Here is an 18,493-nt window from a genome sequence, read left to right as displayed (position 1 = left end):
CGGTCGCTATACTAGCGCACCCCTCCTGCAGGCAAGAATCCGCCGCATGTCCGTCACGAAGAGCGTTCCGATCACTTTCCAGGGCCTGATCCAGACCCTCAACCAGTATTGGGCGCAGCAGGGCTGCGTGCTGATCCAGCCGCTGGACCTGGAGGTCGGTGCCGGTACGTTCCACCCGGCCACCTTCCTGCGCTCGATCGGTCCGGAAAGCTGGAACGCCGCGTACGTGCAGCCTTCGCGCCGCCCGACCGACGGCCGCTACGGCGAGAACCCCAACCGCCTCCAGCGCTACTACCAGTACCAGGTGGCGATGAAGCCGAGCCCGGACAACATCCAGCAGCTGTATCTGGATTCACTCAAGGCGCTGGGTATCGACCCGCTGGTGCACGACCTGCGCTTCGTCGAGGACAACTGGGAATCGCCGACCCTCGGTGCCTGGGGCCTGGGCTGGGAAGTGTGGTTGAACGGGATGGAAGTCACCCAGTTCACCTACTTCCAGCAGGCCGGTGGCCTGGAGTGCAAGCCGGTGCTGGGCGAGATCACCTACGGTCTGGAGCGCCTGTGCATGTACCTGCAGAACTGCGACAACGTCTATGACCTGATCTGGACCTACGGTCCGGATGGCACCCCGGTCACCTACGGCGATGTGTACCTGCAGAACGAGATCGAGCAGAGCACCTACAACTTCGAATACGCCGATGTGGATGAAATGTTCCATCGCTTCGATGCCTGCGAAAAAGAGGCGCAGAAGCTGGTCGATGTCGGCCTGCCGCTGCCGGCCTATGAGCAGGTCTGCAAGGCGAGCCATGCCTTCAACCTGCTGGATGCGCGCCGCGCGATCAGCGTGACCGAGCGCCAGCGCTACATCCTGCGCGTGCGCGCGCTGGCCCAGGCCGTGGCCAGGCTGTACGAGGCCAAGCGCCTGGAAGCCGTCGCCGCCAAGGAGGTGCAGGCATGAGCACGATGCAGCCGCTGCTGATTGAACTGGGTACCGAAGAATTGCCGGTCAAGGCGCTGCCGGGCCTGGCCCAGGCCTTCTTCGATGGCATCGTCGACGGCCTGACCAAGCGTGGCGTGGCCATCGAACGTGGCGATGCCAAGCCGCTGTCGACCCCGCGCCGCCTGGCCGTGCTGCTGCCCGGCGTGGCTGTTGAGCAGCCGGAACAGCACAGCGAAGTGCTGGGCCCGTACCTGAACATCGCGCTGGATGCCGAGGGTCAGCCGACCAAGGCGCTGCAGGGCTTCGCCGCCAAGGCCGGGATCGACTGGACCGCGCTGGAGCGCACCACCGATGCCAAGGGCGAGCGCTTCGTGCACCGCTCCACCACGCCGGGCGCGCGCACCGCGACCCTGCTGCCCGAGATCCTGCGCGAGGCGATCGCGGCGATGCCGATTCCCAAGCCGATGCGCTGGGGCAGCCACACCTACGGCTTCGCCCGCCCGGTGCATTGGCTGGTGCTGCTGCACGGCCCGGACATCATCGAGGCCGAGGTGCTGGGCCTGAAGGCCGACCGCATGAGCCGCGGCCATCGCTTCATGCACGACAAGACCGTGCGGCTGAGCGCGCCGGAGGACTACGTCGCCTCGCTGCAGGCCGCCTACGTGCTGGTCGATGCCGACGCGCGCCGCGCGCGCATCGTCGAACAGGTCAACGCGGCGGCCGCGCAGGCCGGCGGCCAGGCGCGCATTACCCCGGACAACCTGGAGCAGGTGGTCAACCTGGTCGAGTGGCCGGCGCCGGTGCTGTGCAGTTTCGAGCGCGAGTTCCTGGCGGTCCCGCAGGAAGCGCTGATCGAGACGATGGAGATCAACCAGAAGTTCTTCCCGGTGCTCGATGCCGGCGGCACGCTGACCGAGAAGTTCATCGGCATCGCCAACATCGAATCCAAGGACGTGGCCGAAGTGGCCAAGGGCTACGAGCGCGTGATCCGTCCGCGTTTCTCCGATGCCAAGTTCTTCTTCGACGAAGATCTGAAGCAGGGCCTGGACGCCATGGGCGACGGCCTGAAGACCGTCACCTACCAGGCCAAGCTGGGCTCGGTGGCCGACAAGGTCGCCCGCGTGGCCGCACTGGCCGAGGCCATCGCGCCGCAGGTCGGCGTGGACCCGGTGCTGGCCAAGCGCGCGGCGCTGCTGGCCAAGAACGACCTGCAGTCGCGCATGGTCAACGAGTTCCCGGAACTGCAGGGCATCGCCGGCCGGCATTACGCCGTGGTCGGCGGCGAGTCGCCGGAGGTGGCGCTGGCCATCGACGAGGCCTACCAGCCGCGCTTCGGTGGCGATGACATCGCGCTCTCGCCGCTGGGCAAGGTGCTGGCCATCGCCGAGCGCCTGGACACGCTGGCCGGTGGCTTTGCCGCAGGCCTGAAGCCGACCGGCAACAAGGATCCGTTCGCACTGCGCCGCAATGCGCTGGGCCTGGCCCGCACGGTGATCGAGAGCGGGTTCGATCTGGATCTGCGCGCGCTGGTCGCCACCGCCATCGCCGGTCTGCCGGCGGGCGTGCAGCCCAGTGCCGAGCGCAAGACCGAGGCGCTGCCGCAGGAGCTGTACGACTTCGTGATCGATCGTCTGCGCGGCTATTACGCCGACAAGGGCGTGCCGGCCACGCACTTCAACGCGGTCGCCGAGCTGAAGCCGGTCTCGCTGTACGACTTCGACCGCCGCATCGATGCCATCGGCACCTTTGCCGCGCTGCCGGAAGCGGAAGCACTGGCCGCGGCCAACAAGCGCATCCGCAACATCCTGCGCAAGGCCGAGGGCGCGATCCCGGGCATGATCGACCCGGCGCTGCTGGCCGAGCCGGCCGAGAGCGAACTGGCCGAAGCGGTGGAAGCGGCCATCGATGACAGCAACGCCAGCCTGCACCAGAAGGACTACGTGAGCGTGTTGAACCGGTTGGCGCGCCTGCGCCCGCAGGTGGATGCGTTCTTCGATGCGGTGATGGTCAATGCCGAGGACCCGGCGCTGCGGGCCAATCGCCTGGCCCTGCTCAAGCGCCTGGGCGACCGCCTGGGCAGCGTGGCGGCGATCGAACACCTGTCCAACTGACGCTGCGGGGCAGGACGCCCCGAGGCTCACCAGAAGGCGCGACGGCTTCGGCGGTTCGCGCCTTCTGCGTGTGTGGGACGAGGCGATGCCGTGCGCAGGCGGCGTGCCGGATGCCTCGTCCGATGTCGCGGACGCTTCTGTCCGACACCGTGCTATCATCGATCCGGGCCGACCTGACGCTGGCGACGTTCTCGCGGAATTTAACGGCTTCTTCACCGCCGTTCTGAAACATCCACGCCGATTTCGCATGCTCGCGATGGCCCGTTATGCTGTCGCCATGCAGCCAACGAAATTCGCCCTTCCGCTGATGTTCCTGTCCTTTGCCACCGTCTCGGTGGCACATGCACGGGGGACCATCGAGAAAGTGGACATCAAAGGATTGGACAAGGGCGACGACGCCGAGATGATCGAGAACATCGAGGTCTCGCTGTCCCTGTACGACACCATCGGCAAGGTCCAGGGCGAGTCGCGGCTGGAGTACCTGTTGTCCCAGGCCGAGCGCCAGACCCGCGAGGCGCTGGAACCGTTCGGCTACTACAACCCGACCATCACGGTGGAAAGCCCCCGCGAAGGCGAGAACCTGCGCGTGGTGATCCAGGTGGACAAGGGCTCGCCGACCGTGGTCCGTCGCGAGCACATCGACATCACCGGCCCGGCCCAGCTGGACCAGTACCTCCAGGAAGACCTGGAGAACTTCAAGCCGCGCAAGGGCCAGCGCTTCGAGCACACCGAGTACGAAGCCAGCAAGATCCGGGTGACCCGGCGCCTGGCCGAACGTGGTTACTTCGATGCCGACTTCACCCAGCGCCAGGTCCAGATCACCCGTGCCGAGAACGCGGCCGACGTCGATCTCACCTGGGACAGCGGCCGCCGCTACAACATGGGCGAAATCCGCTTCCACCAGGATTACTTCGTCGACAAGCTGTTCGACCCGCTGGTCTATTGGGACGAAGGCAGCTACTTCCACGAAGGCAAGCTGGACCGCCTGCGCGAATCACTGACCAAGCTGGATTACTTCAGCGTGATCGACATCCAGCCGCGCCCGGACCAGGCCGATGAGAACGGCGATGTGCCGGTGGACGTCAACCTCACCCGCGCCAAGCGCACGATCTACACCGCCGGCCTGAGCTATGGCAGCGAGAGTGGCGCCGGTGTGCGCGGCGGCCTGGAGCGGCGTTTCCTCAACAGCCGCGGGCACAAGATGAACACCCAGCTCGACTATGCGCAGAAGCGCAAGAGCCTGGTCACCAGCTACCGCATTCCGGCCTTCAACTGGCTCGATGGCTGGTATGCGTTCACCGCCAGCGCGTATGACGAGCAGACCGACTACATCGACCTGCGCAACTTCAAGCTGTCGGCCAGCCGCAGTGGCGAGATCAACGAGTACTGGACCGCGATCGCCTCGATCAACGCCCTGCGCGAGCGCTGGCGTTACGCTTCGGGCACCGAGTTCACCGATGCGGTCTACAACACCTCCACGCTGGTCTACCCGCAGCTGGTGGCCGACTACGTCAACGTTGACGATGAGATGTTCCCGCGTCGTGGCCTGAGTGGCAGCGCGACGCTGCGCGGCGGCATCGAAGGCGCCGGCTCGGACACCAGCTTCGTGCAGGCCAACATGGTGCTGCGCTGGTATGTGCCGATCGGCGACACCGACCGCCTGATCCTGCGCGGCGAAGGCGGCACCACCTGGACCAGCGACCTGGTGGCGATGCCGCCGAGCCTGCGCTTCTTCGCCGGTGGCGACCGCAGCATCCGCGGGTATGCCTTCCGCGAAGTCGGCCCGCGCACCGCACCGCCGGACAAGTACGCGCTCGGCGCGAAGAACCTGGTGGTCGGCTCGGCCGAGTATGAGCATTACTTCAAGGGCGGGCCGTGGGGTGCGGCGGTGTTCGTCGATACCGGCAGCGCGTTCGACAACACCATCGATCTGCACACCGGCGTGGGCTTCGGCGTGCGCTGGAAATCGCCGGTGGGCCCGGTGCGCGTGGATATCGCGCACGGCCTGAACAACCCGGATTCGCAGTTCCAGCTGTACCTGAACATCGGAGCGGACCTGTGAGCACGCCGACGCCTTCCGCACCCGCCACCCCGCCGCCGCGCGTGCGTTTCTACCGCAGGCGCCGCTTCTGGGCGTGGTCCGGCTTCACCGTGCTCGGCCTGGTGCTGCTCGCGCTGCTGCTGGTGTACTGGCTGCTGCAGACCGTGGCCGGCCGCGATGTGCTGCTGGCGCAGGTGGTCGCACGCTTGCCGGTCGGCGCGTCGCTGACGTGGAGCAAGGTGGATGGTCCCGTCGCCGGGCCGCTGGTGCTGCACGATCTGGACTTCCGCTACGACGATATCCATTTCACCGCCGAGCGCGCCTATCTGGATCCGGACATCCGCCCGCTGCTGGGGCGCAAGCTGCAGCTCGATGCCCTGCAGATCAAGAACGCGACGCTGAACCTGGCCAAGAGCGATGAGCCGTTCGAGCTGCCCTCGTGGCCGGACTCGCTGCCGCAGATCGAAATGCCCCTAGCGATCCAGGCCGACACGATCATCATCGATGGCTTCCGCATCACCCAGGCGCAGCAGCCGCTGATCGACATCGCCAAGGTGCGCGGTGGCGTGGAGATCGCCAATGGCGAATTCCGCGCGACCCAGCTCAAGGTCGACAGCGACATGGGCGATTTCCGCGTGGACGGCCGTTATCTGCCACGCAGCGATTACGACACCGACATCACCATCGGCGCGCTGATGCCGGCCCCGCGCGGGCGTACCCCGGCGCGGCTGGGGCTGGTCGCACGCGGCGACCTGGGGCACATGGAAGTGGCGATCGCCGGCAACGCACCGGCGCCGCTGCAGGCCAGCCTGGTCTTTGATGGCCGCACCGATCCGGTCTGGAAACTCACCGCACGCAGCAAGGAACTCGACCTGGCACTTCTGGTGCCGGGGATGGACGCGAGCACCAGCACGCCGATGGCGCTGGATGTGCAGGCCGACGGCAAGGGCGGCCAGGCCAATCTGCAGGGCAGCTTCAAGCAGGGCGACATCGCGGTGGAACTGGCGCCCTCCAAGGTCGGCCTGGCCGACCAGGTGCTGACCGTGGCGCCGCTGCAGGTGAAAGGCTTCGGTGGCCAGGCGCGGCTGGAAGGCATCGCCGATTTCACCGACAAGGAAAACGCGAGCCTGCGGTTCTCCGTCGTCGCCAACGACCTGACCTTCGTGCCCGCCGCCGATACCACCACCCCGGGCGCCGCTGCGCCGGTGCCGGTGACGCTCAAGGAAGCGCGCATGGGCCTGGCCGGCACGCTGAAGGCCTGGGCGGCGGTTGGCCGTGCCTCGGTTGAGCGCGAGAAGCAGGTCGCCGACCTGACGTTCGACGTGCGCGGCAACGACCAGGCCGCCGTGATCAAGCAGCTGCAGGCCAGCACGCCGGGCGGCTCGCTGGATGTCACCGGCCAGGTCGCCTGGGCACCGCAGCTGGATTGGGACGTCGCCGCCAGACTGGCCGGCTTCGATCCGGGTTACTTCGCGCCGGGCTGGGACGGCAAGCTGTCCGGTTCGTTCGCATCGAAGGGCCGCCAGTTGCCGCCGCCCGCGGGCAGTCCGGCCGGTACCGCCGGCAGCTACGAAGCCACCGTCGATGTACCTGGCATCAAGGGCACGCTGCGCAAGCGCGCGCTGGATGCCCAAGGCAAGTTCGCCCTGCGCGGCGAGCAGGGCGAGGGCAACCTCAGGCTCGCGCTGGGCAACAGCCGCCTGACCGCCAAGGGCTCGGTCGGTGACCGCCTGGATATCGATGCACAGCTGGAACCGGTGCAGCTGGCGGACCTGTTGCCCAACAGCACCGGCAGCCTGCGCGGCCACGTGCTGATCAAGGGCGCCCGTACCGCACCGGACATCACCGCCGATCTGGTCGGTAGTGGCCTGCGCTGGGACGACTGGAGCGCCGAGGCGATCAGCATCAAGGGCCGCCTGCCATGGCAGGGCGACAGCGGCACGCTGGCGGTGCAGGGCAGCAAGCTGCAGGTAGGCATGCTGCTGGACACGCTCAACGTCAATGCACGCGGCAGCCTCTCCAATCTGCGCCTTGATGCACAGACCAAGAACGAGCTGGGTGCTGTCGCGCTGGAAGGTGGCGTGCGCCAGCAGGGTCAGAGCTGGCGTGGCGATCTGACCGCGCTGCGCATCGCACCGATGAAGGGCGATGCCTGGAGCCTGCGTGCACCGGCCACCTTCAGCGTGCAGGGCAGCAACGTCACCCTGAGCGATGCCTGCCTGGGCGCGGCCACCGGTGGTGCGCTGTGCGCCAGCGCGAACTGGCCGCGCGAAGGCCTGCTCGTACGTGGCGATGCATTGCCGCTGGCGCTGGTGCAGCCCTGGCTGCCGCCGCAGTCCGGCCGCCGCATCTTCCTGCGCGGTGAAGTGAATCTGGACGGGCGCATCCGCCCCCGCGGCAACGCGTGGGAAGGCAGTGCCTCGGTCACCTCGCGCGAAGGCGGCGTGCGCCTGGGCGACAACGCTCGTGGCGAACTGGTGCGCTACGACCAGTTTTCGGTGAATCTGGAGATGACCCCGCAGCAGATCAACGCCAAGCTCGGTGTCGGCTTCCAGGGCGATGGCTTCGTCGATGCCAAGGTGCAGACCGGCTGGGATGCCAACGCACCGCTGACCGGCGAGCTCTACATGAACATCGCGCGCCTGTACTGGCTCGAACTGTTCTCCCCGGACATCGTGCGCCCGACCGGGCTGATCGAAGGCCACGTCAGCCTGCGCGGAACCCGTGGCACGCCCTCGCTGGGGGGCGAGGCCACGTTGAGCAAGTTCAATGGCGAGTTCCCCGCGCTGGGCCTGACCTTCGCCGAGGGCAAGGGCAGCTTCACCGCACAGCCGGATGGCTCGGCCAAGATCACCGCCCAGGCCAACTCCGGCAAGGGCACGCTGTACGTCGATGGCGGGCTGTCCTGGTTCGGTGACGCGCAGCCGCTGCAGCTGCATATCCACGGCGAGAACGTGCTGCTGGCCAATACCAGCGAACTGCGCGTGGTGGCCAACCCCAACCTGGACTTCACCCTGGCCGGCAGCGCGATGCAGCTGCGCGGCACGGTGCATGTGCCCGAAGCAGACCTGGACCTGGAGCGCCTGGATCGCGGTACCTCGGTCTCCGAAGACGTGGTGGTGCTGGACCCGGTCGATCCGGAAGAGGGCCCCAGTTCGCCGCTGGACATGGACCTGACCGTCAGCCTGGGCGACCAGGTCAAGATGGCCGGATTCGGGTTGAAGGGCGCCCTGACCGGCAAGATGCAGGTGTGGGCGCGCCCCGGACGCGAGATGACCGCCAACGGCGGGCTCGAAGTCAGTGGCCGCTACAAGGCCTACGGCCAGGATCTGACCATCACCCGCGGCAACTTGAACTGGAACTACAACGCGGTCTCCGATCCGCGCATCAACATCCGTGCCCAGCGCACTGTCGGCGACATCACTGCCGGTATCGATGTGACCGGGCGGGCGCAGTCGCCGCGCGTGGACGTGTGGTCGGACCCGGCCATGTCGCAGTCCGAAGCACTGGCCTACCTGGTGCTGGGCCGCAGCCTCACCGGTGCCAGCAGCGACCAGGCCCAGCAGGTCAACGCGGCCTCGGCGGCGCTGTCGGCCGGCAGTGGCCTGCTCGCTTCCCAGCTGGGGGCCAAGCTCGGCCTGGACGATGCCGGCGTGAGCCAGTCGCGCGCGCTGGGCGGCTCGGTGATCGGCTTCGGCAAGTACATCTCGCCCAAGCTCTACATCGGCTACGGCGTCTCGCTGGTCGGCAGTGGTTCGGTACTGACGCTGAAGTACCTGCTGCGGCGTGGCTTCGATGTGGAGCTGGAATCGAGCACGGTGGAGAACCGTGGGTCGCTGAACTGGCGGCGGGAGAAGTAAGCCGCGGCCGGTGGTTCAGGTGCCCCTGACCATCGGCCGTTGCCCTGCCGGGCCTCAGTGGCTAAGGTCTCGGGCTGTTCTGACGTACCGGAAGTGCCCATGTCTTCACGCAAACCCCTCACCGCCGCGCTGGCGCTTGGCCTGACCTTCGCCGCCGGCGCCCATGCCGACGAAGGCATGTGGATGCCGACCCAGCTGCCGGACCTGGCCAAACCGCTGAAGGCGGCCGGCTTCAAGGGCAACCCGGGCGACCTGGCCAACGTCACTGCGCCCCCGCTGAGCGCGGTGGTGCGGGCCGGGGGCGGCACCGGTTCGTTCGTCTCCGACGACGGCCTGCTGCTGACCAACCACCATGTCGCCATGGGCGTGATCCAGTACAACACCTCGCCCGAGCACAACCTGATCAACGACGGTTTCATCGCCAAGGGCCGCAGCGACGAGCGCGCGGCCAATCCGGATTTCCGCGTGTTGGTCACGGTCGGGTTCGACAAGGTCACCGATGAGGTGCTGCGCGATGCGCGCGGCAAGACTGGCCGGGCGTACTTCGATGCCGTGGACCGCGCCAGCAAGCAGCTGGTGGCCGAGTGCGAGAAGGAAGGCAACATCCGCTGCAGCGTGGCGGACATGTACTACGGCACCGATTTCTACCGCATCCGCCAGCTCGAGCTGAGCGATGTGCGCCTGGTCTACGCGCCGCCGCGCGCGATCGGCAACTACGGCGATGAGATCGACAACTTCATGTGGCCGCGCCACACCGGCGATTTCACCCTGCTGCGTGCCTACGTCGGCAAGGACGGCAAGCCTGCGCCGTACAGCGTGGACAACGTGCCCTACCACCCGCCGGCGCACCTGAAGATGGCGATCGACGGCCCGAAGACCGGCGATTACGCGATGTTGGCCGGTTACCCGGGCATCACCTACCGCCATCGCACCGCCGCCGAATTCGCCAGCCAGATCGATGCGGTGCTGCCGCGCCGCGTGTCGGTGTTCCAGCAGATGATCGACACCATCGAGTCGGCCAGTGCCAAGGACGCGCAGGCGCGTACCCGGTACGCCTCGCAGCTGCAGTCGCTGAAGAACAACCGCAAGCGTGCCGCCGGCGAGCTGGAAGGCCTGCTGCGCAGCGATGCGAAGGCCCAGCGCGCCGCCGATGAAGCGGCGATGCTGCAGGCCACCGATGCGAAGTACCAGGGCGATATCCAGTCGCTGCTGACCTCGCTGTCCAGCGGTGCCTCGGTGGGGGAGCGCGATCTGCTGCTCGACCTGCTCTCGGCGCAGAGCCAGCTGCTGCGTTCGGCATTGACCCTGGAGCGCCTGCGCATCGAATCGGCCAAGCCCGACGCCGAGCGCGACAGCGGCTACCAGCAGCGCGATCTGGCGCTGATCGAAGGCGTGCTCAAGCAGGTCCAGCGCCGCTACGATCTGGCCATCGAAAAAGCCCTGCTGACCACGCTGCTGACCCGTTACCAGCAGCTGCCCGACGCGCAGCGCGTGCCCGAGTTCGACGCTGCCTTCGGCCGTACCCCGGCTGCGCTGGCCAAGACCCTGGATACGCTGTACGCCAGCACCCGCCTGGGCGACGAAGCCGAGCGCCTGTCGCGATTTGCCGCCGCACAGCAGGGCAAGGCACTGGCGCGCGATCCGCTGATCGACCTGGCCGGTCCGCTGGTGGCCGCGCAGCTGCGCCTGGATGACGAGCGCAAGACCCGCGAGGGCGAGCAGCTGCGCCTGCGCCCGGCCTACATGCAGGCGCTGTTCGCCTGGCGGGCCAAGCAGGGCCGCGCGGTGTACCCCGACGCCAACCGTACGCTGCGCATCAGCTACGGCAAGGTCGAGGCGCTCTCGCCGCGCGATGCCGTGCATTTCGACCCGGTGACCACCGTGGCCGGGATCGTGGAGAAGAACACCAACGCCTACCCGTTCGATGCGCCCAAGCCGCTGCTGGCCGCGATCGCCAAGGGCGATTTCGGCTCCACCGCCGATCCGGTGCTCAAGACCCAGACGGTCAACTTCCTGACCAACCTGGACACCACCGGCGGCAACTCCGGCTCGCCGGTGCTCAATGCCAAGGGCGAGTTGATCGGCCTCAACTTCGACAGCAACTGGGAGTCGGTCAGCGCCAGCTGGTGGTTCGACCCGCGCTTCAAGCGCGCGGTGCACGTGGACATGCGCTACCTGCGCTGGCTGTTGGCCAAGGTCTACCCGGCGCCGGAGCTGTTGAAGGAAATGGGCGTCCCCGCCGAGTAAGGGACGCCGGCCGGCCCCGTAGCGCCACGACCAACGGTCGTGGCCTACACTGCGGGCTGCTCTTGCGGAAACAACCCTGTGGTTTCTAGCTGGATCCTGCTGCTGGTCTCGGTGGTCTACGCCGCGCTGCTGTTCGCCGTGGCGTGGTGGGGCGACCGCCGCCCGATGTATCCGGACCGGCCATGGCTGCGCCCGGTGGTCTACAGCCTGGCGCTGGCGGTGTACTGCTCGTCGTGGACGTTCTACGGGGCGGTCGGCACGGCGGTGCGCAATGGCATCGGCTATCTGCCGATCTACCTGGGGCCGCTGCTGCTGTGGGTGTTCGGCTGGCGCATCATCGAGCGCCTGGCACTGATCGCACGCAGCCAGAACGTGGTGTCCATCGCCGATTTCATCTCTTCGCGGTTCGGCCGCTCGCGGCGCCTGGCCGCGCTGGTGGCGGTGATCGCACTGATCGGCATCGTGCCGTACCTGGCATTGCAGTACAAAGCCGTGGCGATGAGCCTGCAGGTGCTGACCGGCAACGTCGGCCCGACCGGCTTCTTCACCGACCCGGCGCTTTACGTGGCGCTGCTGATGGCCTTGTTCGCCACGCTGTTCGGCACCCGCCAGGTGGACGCCACCGAGCACCACCACGGCATGATGCTGGCGATCGCGCTGGAATCGATGATCAAGCTGATCGCGATGGTGGCGCTGGGCCTGTTCGCCTACCTGTGGCTCAACGACCGCACCGATGCGGTGATCGAGTCCGCGCATACGCTGTTCACCGGGCTGCCACCGGTCGGCTTCATCTCGCAGACGCTGCTCAGCTTCCTGGCGATCATCTGCCTGCCGCGCCAGTTCCATGTAGCGGTGGTGGAGTGCGGCGACGTGCGCGACATCCGCCGCGCGCGCTGGATGTTCGGGGCCTACCTGGTGATCATTTCGGCGATGGTGATTCCGATCGCCACGGCTGGCGTGACCCTGTTCGGCACCGGCGGCAGCGTCGCCGACGACAGCATGGTACTGGCGCTGCCGCTGGCCGAGGGGCGCAAGTTCCTGGCGCTGGTGGCCTACGTGGGCGGTTTCTCGGCCGCGACCGGGATGGTGATCGTGGCCTCGATCGCGCTGGCCACCATGGTCAGCAACGATCTGGTGATGCCGGTGCTGCTGCGCCGCAGTGGCGACCACCAGGAGGCGGCCGACGTTGCCTCGCGCGTGCTCTGGATCCGGCGCACGGCGATCCTGCTGCTGGCCCTGGTCGCCTACAGCTACTACCGCGGCAGCAGCAACGACAGCACCCTGGCCTCGTACGGGCTGATGGCCTTCGCCGCCGTGGCGCAGTTCGCGCCGGGCTTGATCGGCGGCCTGTACTGGCGGGGAGCGAGCCGCCGGGGCGTGGAGGTCGGCATGCTGCTCGGCTTCGCCACCTGGGTGTACACGCTGCTCTTGCCCGCGCTCACGCATGCCGGCTGGATGGACGAGGCCTGGCTGGTGCACGGGCCGTTCGGGATCGGCTGGCTGCAGCCGCAGCATCTGTTCGGCATGAGCGGCTGGGACCCGTTGACCCATGGCACGTTCTGGTCGCTGCTGGTCAATGTCGCGGCGATGGTGCTGGTTTCCGTGCGCTGGCGCCCGGGCGTGGACGAGCGCCTGCGTGCCGCGCCGTTCCTGGACCCGTACGCGCAGCGGCCTTCGGTGGCCGGTGTGTGGCCCGGCAACGTGCATGTGGGCGATCTGCTGGCGCTGGCCTCACGGGTGGTCGGTGACCGCCATGCGCGCCGGTCCTTCTTCGAGCAGGCGCAGTCGATGGATCGCGAGCTGCAGGCCTCCGCGCCGGCGGACCGGGCGTGGGTGCAGTTCACCGAGCGCCTGCTGGCGGCCTCGATCGGCGCCGCCTCCGCACGCCTGCTGCTGACCAGCCTGCTGCGCGGCTCGGGCATGGACCTGGGGGAAGTGGTGGCGGTGCTCGACGAAGCCGGGCAGGAGCTGCGCTTCAACCGCGAGATTCTTTCCACCACGCTGGAGAACATCAGTGCCGGGGTCAGCGTGGTCGACCCGGACATGCGCCTGACCGCTTGGAACCGCCGTTACCAGCAGATGTTCGGGTACCCCGACGGGATGCTCTACGTCGGCCGCCCGGTGGCCGACCTGATCCGCTACAACGCCGAGCGTGGCGAGCTGGGCGAGGGCGACATCGAGGTGCAGATCAACCGCCGCATCGGCTACATGCGCGCCGGTTCGCCGCACATCTTCGAGCGCACCCGCAGCGACGGCAAAGTGATCGAGATGCGCGGCCAGGCATTGCCCGGCGGTGGCTATGTCACCAGCTACAACGACATCACCGACTACAAACACGCCGAGCGCGCGCTGCTGGAAGCCAACGAGACGCTGGAGCAGCGCGTGGCCGAGCGATCGCACGAGGCCGAGATGGCGCAGCAATCCAAGACGCGCTTCCTGGCGGCGATCAGCCACGATGTGCTGCAGCCGCTCAATGCCGCGCGCCTGTTCGCCTCGGCGCTGCGTGAGAGCCACCACAACAACGAAGAGCAGCGGCACCTGGCCGAGCGCGTGGATGCCTCGCTGCGCGCGGCCGAGGAGCTGCTGGATGGCCTGCTGGATGTCTCCCGCCTGGACGCCGGCGGCCTGCACCCGGTGATCGGGGATTTCGATGTCAGCCTGCTGATGCGCGAGCTGGCGGCGCAGTACTCGCCCGTCGCCGCCGGGCGCGGCCTGCGCATGGATCTGTTCGCGCGCCCGGCCTGGGTGCGCAGCGACCGCCGCCTGCTGCGGCGCGTGCTGCAGAACTTCCTGGCCAACGCACTGCGTTACACCCGCCAGGGGCGCATCGTGCTGGCCGTGCGCCATCGCGGGCCGGAAGTGGAGCTGCAGGTCTGGGATACCGGCCCGGGCATCCCCGAGCACCACATGCAGCAGATCTTCGACGAGTTCCACCGCTACCAGCAGCCGTTCGACTGGGGCGAGCAGGGCCTGGGGCTGGGCCTGTCGATCTGCCAGCGCATCTCGCGCCTGCTCGATCACCGGCTCAACGCCCGCAGCCGCGTGGGCAGCGGCAGCATGTTCTCGATCCTGCTGCCCCTGGTGGCCGCGCCGCAGCTGCCGGCCGCGACGTCCTCGCCGGCGCCCAGCCCGGTTACCCGTGCCGATTCGCTGGCCGGGATGCGCGTGCTGTGCGTGGACAACGACCAGGAAATCCTGGACGGCATGCGCGCGCTGCTGGGGCGCTGGCAGGTGCAGGTGATCACTGCCAGTACCGTCGACCAGGCGCTGGAGAAAGTCGTCGAGCGCCCGGATGTGATGCTGGTGGATTACCACCTGCATGACCGCCTGGATGGGCTGGATACGCTGGTGGCGCTGGGCCAGAAGGCCGGCCGTGCGATTCCGGGTGCGCTGCTCACCGCCGATGGGCGCGATGAGCTCAAGCGGATGGCGCGCGACCGTGGCTACCGGTTGTTGACCAAGCCGATCAAGCCGGCCTCGCTGCGCGCCTTCCTGGCCGCCTTCCACGACACCCGCGGCGATCTCTAGCCGCGGGCGTCCTGGGGAGGCGGCGGCAGGCGGTCAGGCCATGGCGCCGCTGAGATGTTCGTACAGGATGGTCGAGCCGATGATGATCAGGATCAGGCCGCCGATGATCTCCGCGCGCTTGCCGACCATGCCGCCCAGCACGCGGCCGAGCATGATGCCCATCGTCACCATGGTCAGCGTGCACAGGCCGATGATCAGCGCCATCACGCCGATATGCACATCGAGGAAGGCCAGGCCGATGCCCACCGCCATCGCATCGATGCTGGTGGCGAAGCCGGTCACCGCCAGGCGCCAGAAGCCATGGTGTTTGCTGGTGTCTTCGTCCTCGGCACCGTCATCCGGGCGGAGCCCGTTGATGATCATGTGCACGCCCAGCGCACCGAGCAGGCCGAAGGCGATCCAGTGATCGAAGGCCTCCACGTACTGCAGCGCGGCGCGGCCGAGCAGCCAGCCGATCACCGGGGTGATGCCTTCGATGACACCGAAAATGAGGCCGGCGCGCAGCGCATCGGAGAAACGGGGCTTGCGCATCGCCGCGCCTTTGCCGATCGCCGCGGCGAAGGCATCGGTGGACATGGCAAAGCCGATCAGCAGGATCGAAACAGGCGACATTGGGGTACGCGGCAGGTCGGGCGATATCGAGCAACGGACCGCGAACGCGCCCAACCTGTCGTTGCGCACGCGGACCGCTGGTCTCGCCAACCATGATGGTTGCCCGCACCACGGCGCACTGGCCAAGTATGTTGATGCGGGCGATTCCTGCAGCAGGAATCCGGCTACTCCCCAAGGGGACGCGAAGCTTAGCACCGGGGTTGTGGCGTGGCGCGTTTACCGGCAATTGCGCAGGTCACGCTGGATTTCATAGCCCCGGCTATAAGCCGTGGCGGGTAGAGCCGACCGTTGGTCGGCTGCACGGCGTGATCGGGCTCTGCAGCCGACCAACGGTCGGCTCTACGCCACCGATCCGCGTGGTGCCCTCACTCCTCTTCGGGCGGCAACACGATCTGCTCGTCATCGATGGCCAGCTTGCCGGCCATCAGCACCGCCTGGGTGCGGTTGGTGACGCCCAGCTTGCGCAGGATCGCGGTGACGTGCGCCTTGATCGTCGCCTCGGAGACATTGAGGTCGTAGGCGATCTGCTTGTTGAGGCGGCCGGCGCCGAGCATCTGCAGCACGCGGAACTGCTGCGGGGTCAGCTCGCGCAGGCGCTGGCCGATCTCGCGCTCTTCGCGGCCGGTCGGTGGCACGTTGTGTGCCTCCGGCGGGGCCCAGGTTTCGCCATCGAGGATGGTGCCCAGCGCATGGCCGATCGTGTCCGAATCGGCGGATTTGGGGATGAAGCCGAACGCACCGTGGTCCAGCGCACGGCGCATCACGGTCGGTTCCTCACGCGCGGAGACCACCACCACCGGCAGCTGCGGGTGCAGGGCACGCATGTGGACCAGCGCATTGAAGCCCTGCGCACCGGGCATGTTGAGGTCCATCAGGACCAGGTCGGCGTCGGTGTGCTGGTCGGCCAGCTGGTACAGCGCTTCCACGCTGTCCGCTTCGTACAGCTGCACGCCGGGGATGACACGGCTCACGGCGCCGCGAAGGGCTTCGCGGAACAGCGGGTGGTCATCGGCAATCAGGAGGGTAGGCATGGTGGGGGCCATGTTGCGAAAGGGGTAACACGCTGAAACGGAACGAGTGTATCGAGACGACAGCCCCCAGAGTCAGGGGCGGCCGCGCAGCGGCGGGGGTGTGGGTGATGGTGAGAAGGGCCCACGGTCCGCTTGCGGACCGTGGGAGCGACAGCGAGAATGCGATGGGGCGACCCCTCACTTCACCTTGCGTTCTTCCACCAGCGAGGCCACGACCGACGGATCGGCCAGGGTCGAGGTGTCGCCGAGCTGATCCGGCGCGTTCTCGGCGATCTTGCGCAGGATGCGGCGCATGATCTTGCCCGAGCGTGTCTTCGGCAGGCCAGGGGCCCACTGCAGGTGGTCGGGCGCGGCGATCGGCCCGATCTCCTTGCGCACCCAGGCGACCAGTTCCTTGTGCAGCTCCTCGCTCGGCGTCTCGTCGGCGATCAGGGTCACGTAGGCATAGATGCCCTGGCCCTTGATGTCGTGCGGGAAGCCGACCACGGCCGCTTCGGCCACCTTGGGATGCGAGACCAGCGCGCTTTCCACTTCGGCGGTACCGATGCGGTGGCCGGAGACGTTGATCACGTCGTCCACGCGGCCGGTGATCCAGTAGTAGCCATCCTCATCACGACGGCAGCCGTCGCCGGTGAAGTAGCTGCCCGGGTAGGTGCGGAAATACGTATCGATGAAACGCTGATGGTCACCGTAGACCGTGCGCATCTGGCCCGGCCACGAATCGCGGATGATCAGGTTGCCTTCGGTGGCCCCTTCCTGGATCTCGCCATCGGCGTTGACAAGGGCCGGCTGCACGCCGAAGAAGGGCAGGGTGGCCGAGCCCGGCTTGAGATCGACCGCGCCGGGCAGCGGCGAGATCAGGATGCCGCCGGTTTCGGTCTGCCACCAGGTATCCACGATCGGGCAGCGGCTGTCGCCGACCACCTCGTAGTACCAGCGCCAGGCTTCGGGATTGATCGGCTCGCCGACGCTGCCAAGCAGGCGCAGCGAACTGCGCGAGGTGCGCTTGACCGGTGCATCGCCTTCGCGCATCAACGCGCGGATCGCGGTCGGGGCGGTGTAGAAGATGGTGACCTGGTGTTTGTCGATCACCTCCCAGAAGCGGGACGTGTTCGGGAAGTTCGGCACGCCTTCGAACATCACCGAGGTTGCGCCATTGGCCAGCGGGCCGTACACGATGTAGCTGTGGCCGGTGACCCAGCCGACGTCGGCGGTGCACCAGTAGATGTCGTCCTCGCGCAGGTCGAACACCGCTTCATGGGTGTAGGCCGCATACAGCAGGTAACCGCCGGTGGTGTGCAGCACGCCCTTGGGCTTGCCGGTGGAGCCGGAGGTGTAGAGGATGAACAGCGGATCCTCGGCATTCATGCGCTCGGGCTCGCACTGGGTCGGCTGCGGGTCCACCACATCGTGGAACCAGCGGTCGCGCGGGGCCTGCATGTCCACCGCGCCGCCGGTGTGGCGCACCACCAGCACCGTTTCCACGGTGGTGGTGCCGGGCAGCTTCAGCGCCGCATCGACGTTGGCCTTGAGCGGGATCTTCTTGCCACCGCGCAGCCCTTCATCGGCAGTGATGATCAGCTTGCTGCCGCAGTCGATGACGCGGTCGGCGATCGAGTTCGGGGCAAAGCCGCCGAACACCACCGAGTGGATCGCACCGATGCGTGCGCAGGCCAGCATGGCCACGGCGGCGTCGACGATCATCGGCAGGTAGATGGTGACCCGGTCGCCCTTCTTGACGCCGAGGTTGCGCAGCGCGTTGCCGAGGCGGCAGGTGCGCTCATACAGCTCGCGGTAGGTCACGCCCTGGGCGGGTGCATCGGCGCTGTCCGGTTCGAACAGCAGGGCGACCTTGTCACCGCGTTTGTCGAGCTGCCGGTCCAGGCAGTTGACGCTGGCGTTGAGTTCGCCGTCTTCGAACCACTTGATGCGGAAATCATCGAGCTGGTAGCTGACGTTCTTGATGCGGGTCGGTTTCTTGAACCAGTCCAGGCGCTCGGCGGCCTTGCCCCAGAAGGCGTCCGGGTGCTCCACCGATTCACGGTAGAGCTGCTGGTACGTGTTCTTGTCGATCCGCGATGCCGCGGCGAACGCGGCGTCGACGGGGTAAAGATCAGCCATGG

9 protein-coding genes and 1 riboswitch are annotated in these 18,493 nt (G+C 67.6%); of the genes, 6 read left to right on the top strand and 3 right to left on the bottom strand.

Annotated features, from left to right (window positions below; genetic code table 11):
* The first annotated feature begins 46 nt into the window (after positions 1-46).
* The 6 genes from glyQ (at position 47) to PV764_RS17040 (ending at position 14,727) form a co-directional block, all read left to right on the top strand.
* Positions 47-958 (top strand): glycine--tRNA ligase subunit alpha, encoded by a 912-nt coding sequence (glyQ, locus tag PV764_RS17065; protein ID WP_070426246.1) that lies wholly within the window; start codon positions 47-49, stop codon positions 956-958.
* Complete coding sequence (gene glyS, locus PV764_RS17060) at positions 955-3,051, top strand: glycine--tRNA ligase subunit beta (RefSeq protein ID WP_070426245.1); 2,097 nt, start codon at positions 955-957, stop codon at positions 3,049-3,051. The genes glyQ and glyS overlap by 4 nt, the downstream gene beginning before the upstream one ends.
* 256 nt (positions 3,052-3,307) lie before the next feature.
* Positions 3,308-5,113 (top strand): autotransporter assembly complex protein TamA, encoded by a 1,806-nt coding sequence (locus tag PV764_RS17055; RefSeq protein WP_421117145.1) that lies wholly within the window; start codon positions 3,308-3,310, stop codon positions 5,111-5,113.
* Complete coding sequence (locus PV764_RS17050; RefSeq protein ID WP_421117144.1) at positions 5,110-8,952, top strand: translocation/assembly module TamB domain-containing protein; 3,843 nt, start codon at positions 5,110-5,112, stop codon at positions 8,950-8,952. The genes PV764_RS17055 and PV764_RS17050 overlap by 4 nt, the downstream gene beginning before the upstream one ends.
* Before the next feature lie 99 nt (positions 8,953-9,051).
* The gene (locus PV764_RS17045) at positions 9,052-11,199 is read left to right on the top strand and encodes a S46 family peptidase (RefSeq protein WP_421117143.1); all 2,148 of its coding nucleotides are present in this window, start codon (positions 9,052-9,054) and stop codon (positions 11,197-11,199) included.
* Positions 11,200-11,277: 78 nt separating this feature from the next.
* On the top strand, positions 11,278-14,727 hold the full coding sequence (locus PV764_RS17040; RefSeq protein WP_046272968.1) for a NahK/ErcS family hybrid sensor histidine kinase/response regulator: 3,450 nt from the start codon (positions 11,278-11,280) through the stop codon (positions 14,725-14,727).
* 33 nt (positions 14,728-14,760) lie between these two features.
* On the opposite strand, the gene mntP is transcribed toward PV764_RS17040, so the two are convergent.
* The 3 genes from mntP to acs all read right to left on the bottom strand — a co-directional run bounded on the left by mntP (position 14,761) and on the right by acs (position 18,491).
* Entirely contained in the window at positions 14,761-15,339 is a 579-nt protein-coding gene (mntP, locus tag PV764_RS17035) for a manganese efflux pump MntP (protein ID WP_046272969.1), read from the bottom strand.
* Positions 15,340-15,427: 88 nt separating this feature from the next.
* A riboswitch (yybP-ykoY riboswitch) is annotated at positions 15,428-15,518 on the bottom strand.
* 186 nt (positions 15,519-15,704) lie between these two features.
* Positions 15,705-16,370, bottom strand: a complete 666-nt coding sequence (locus tag PV764_RS17030) for a response regulator transcription factor (RefSeq protein ID WP_019185603.1) — start codon at positions 16,368-16,370, stop codon at positions 15,705-15,707.
* Positions 16,371-16,547: 177 nt separating this feature from the next.
* Complete coding sequence (gene acs, locus PV764_RS17025) at positions 16,548-18,491, bottom strand: acetate--CoA ligase (RefSeq protein WP_421117142.1); 1,944 nt, start codon at positions 18,489-18,491, stop codon at positions 16,548-16,550.
* Positions 18,492-18,493: the final 2 nt, after the last annotated feature.

It is taken from the genome of Stenotrophomonas sp. AS1 (assembly GCF_048957655.1).
Taxonomy (GTDB): Bacteria; Pseudomonadota; Gammaproteobacteria; order Xanthomonadales; family Xanthomonadaceae; genus Stenotrophomonas; species Stenotrophomonas bentonitica_A.
The sequence above is the reverse complement of the archived record's forward strand: the minus strand, read 5'-3'. Positions and strand labels throughout refer to the sequence as shown.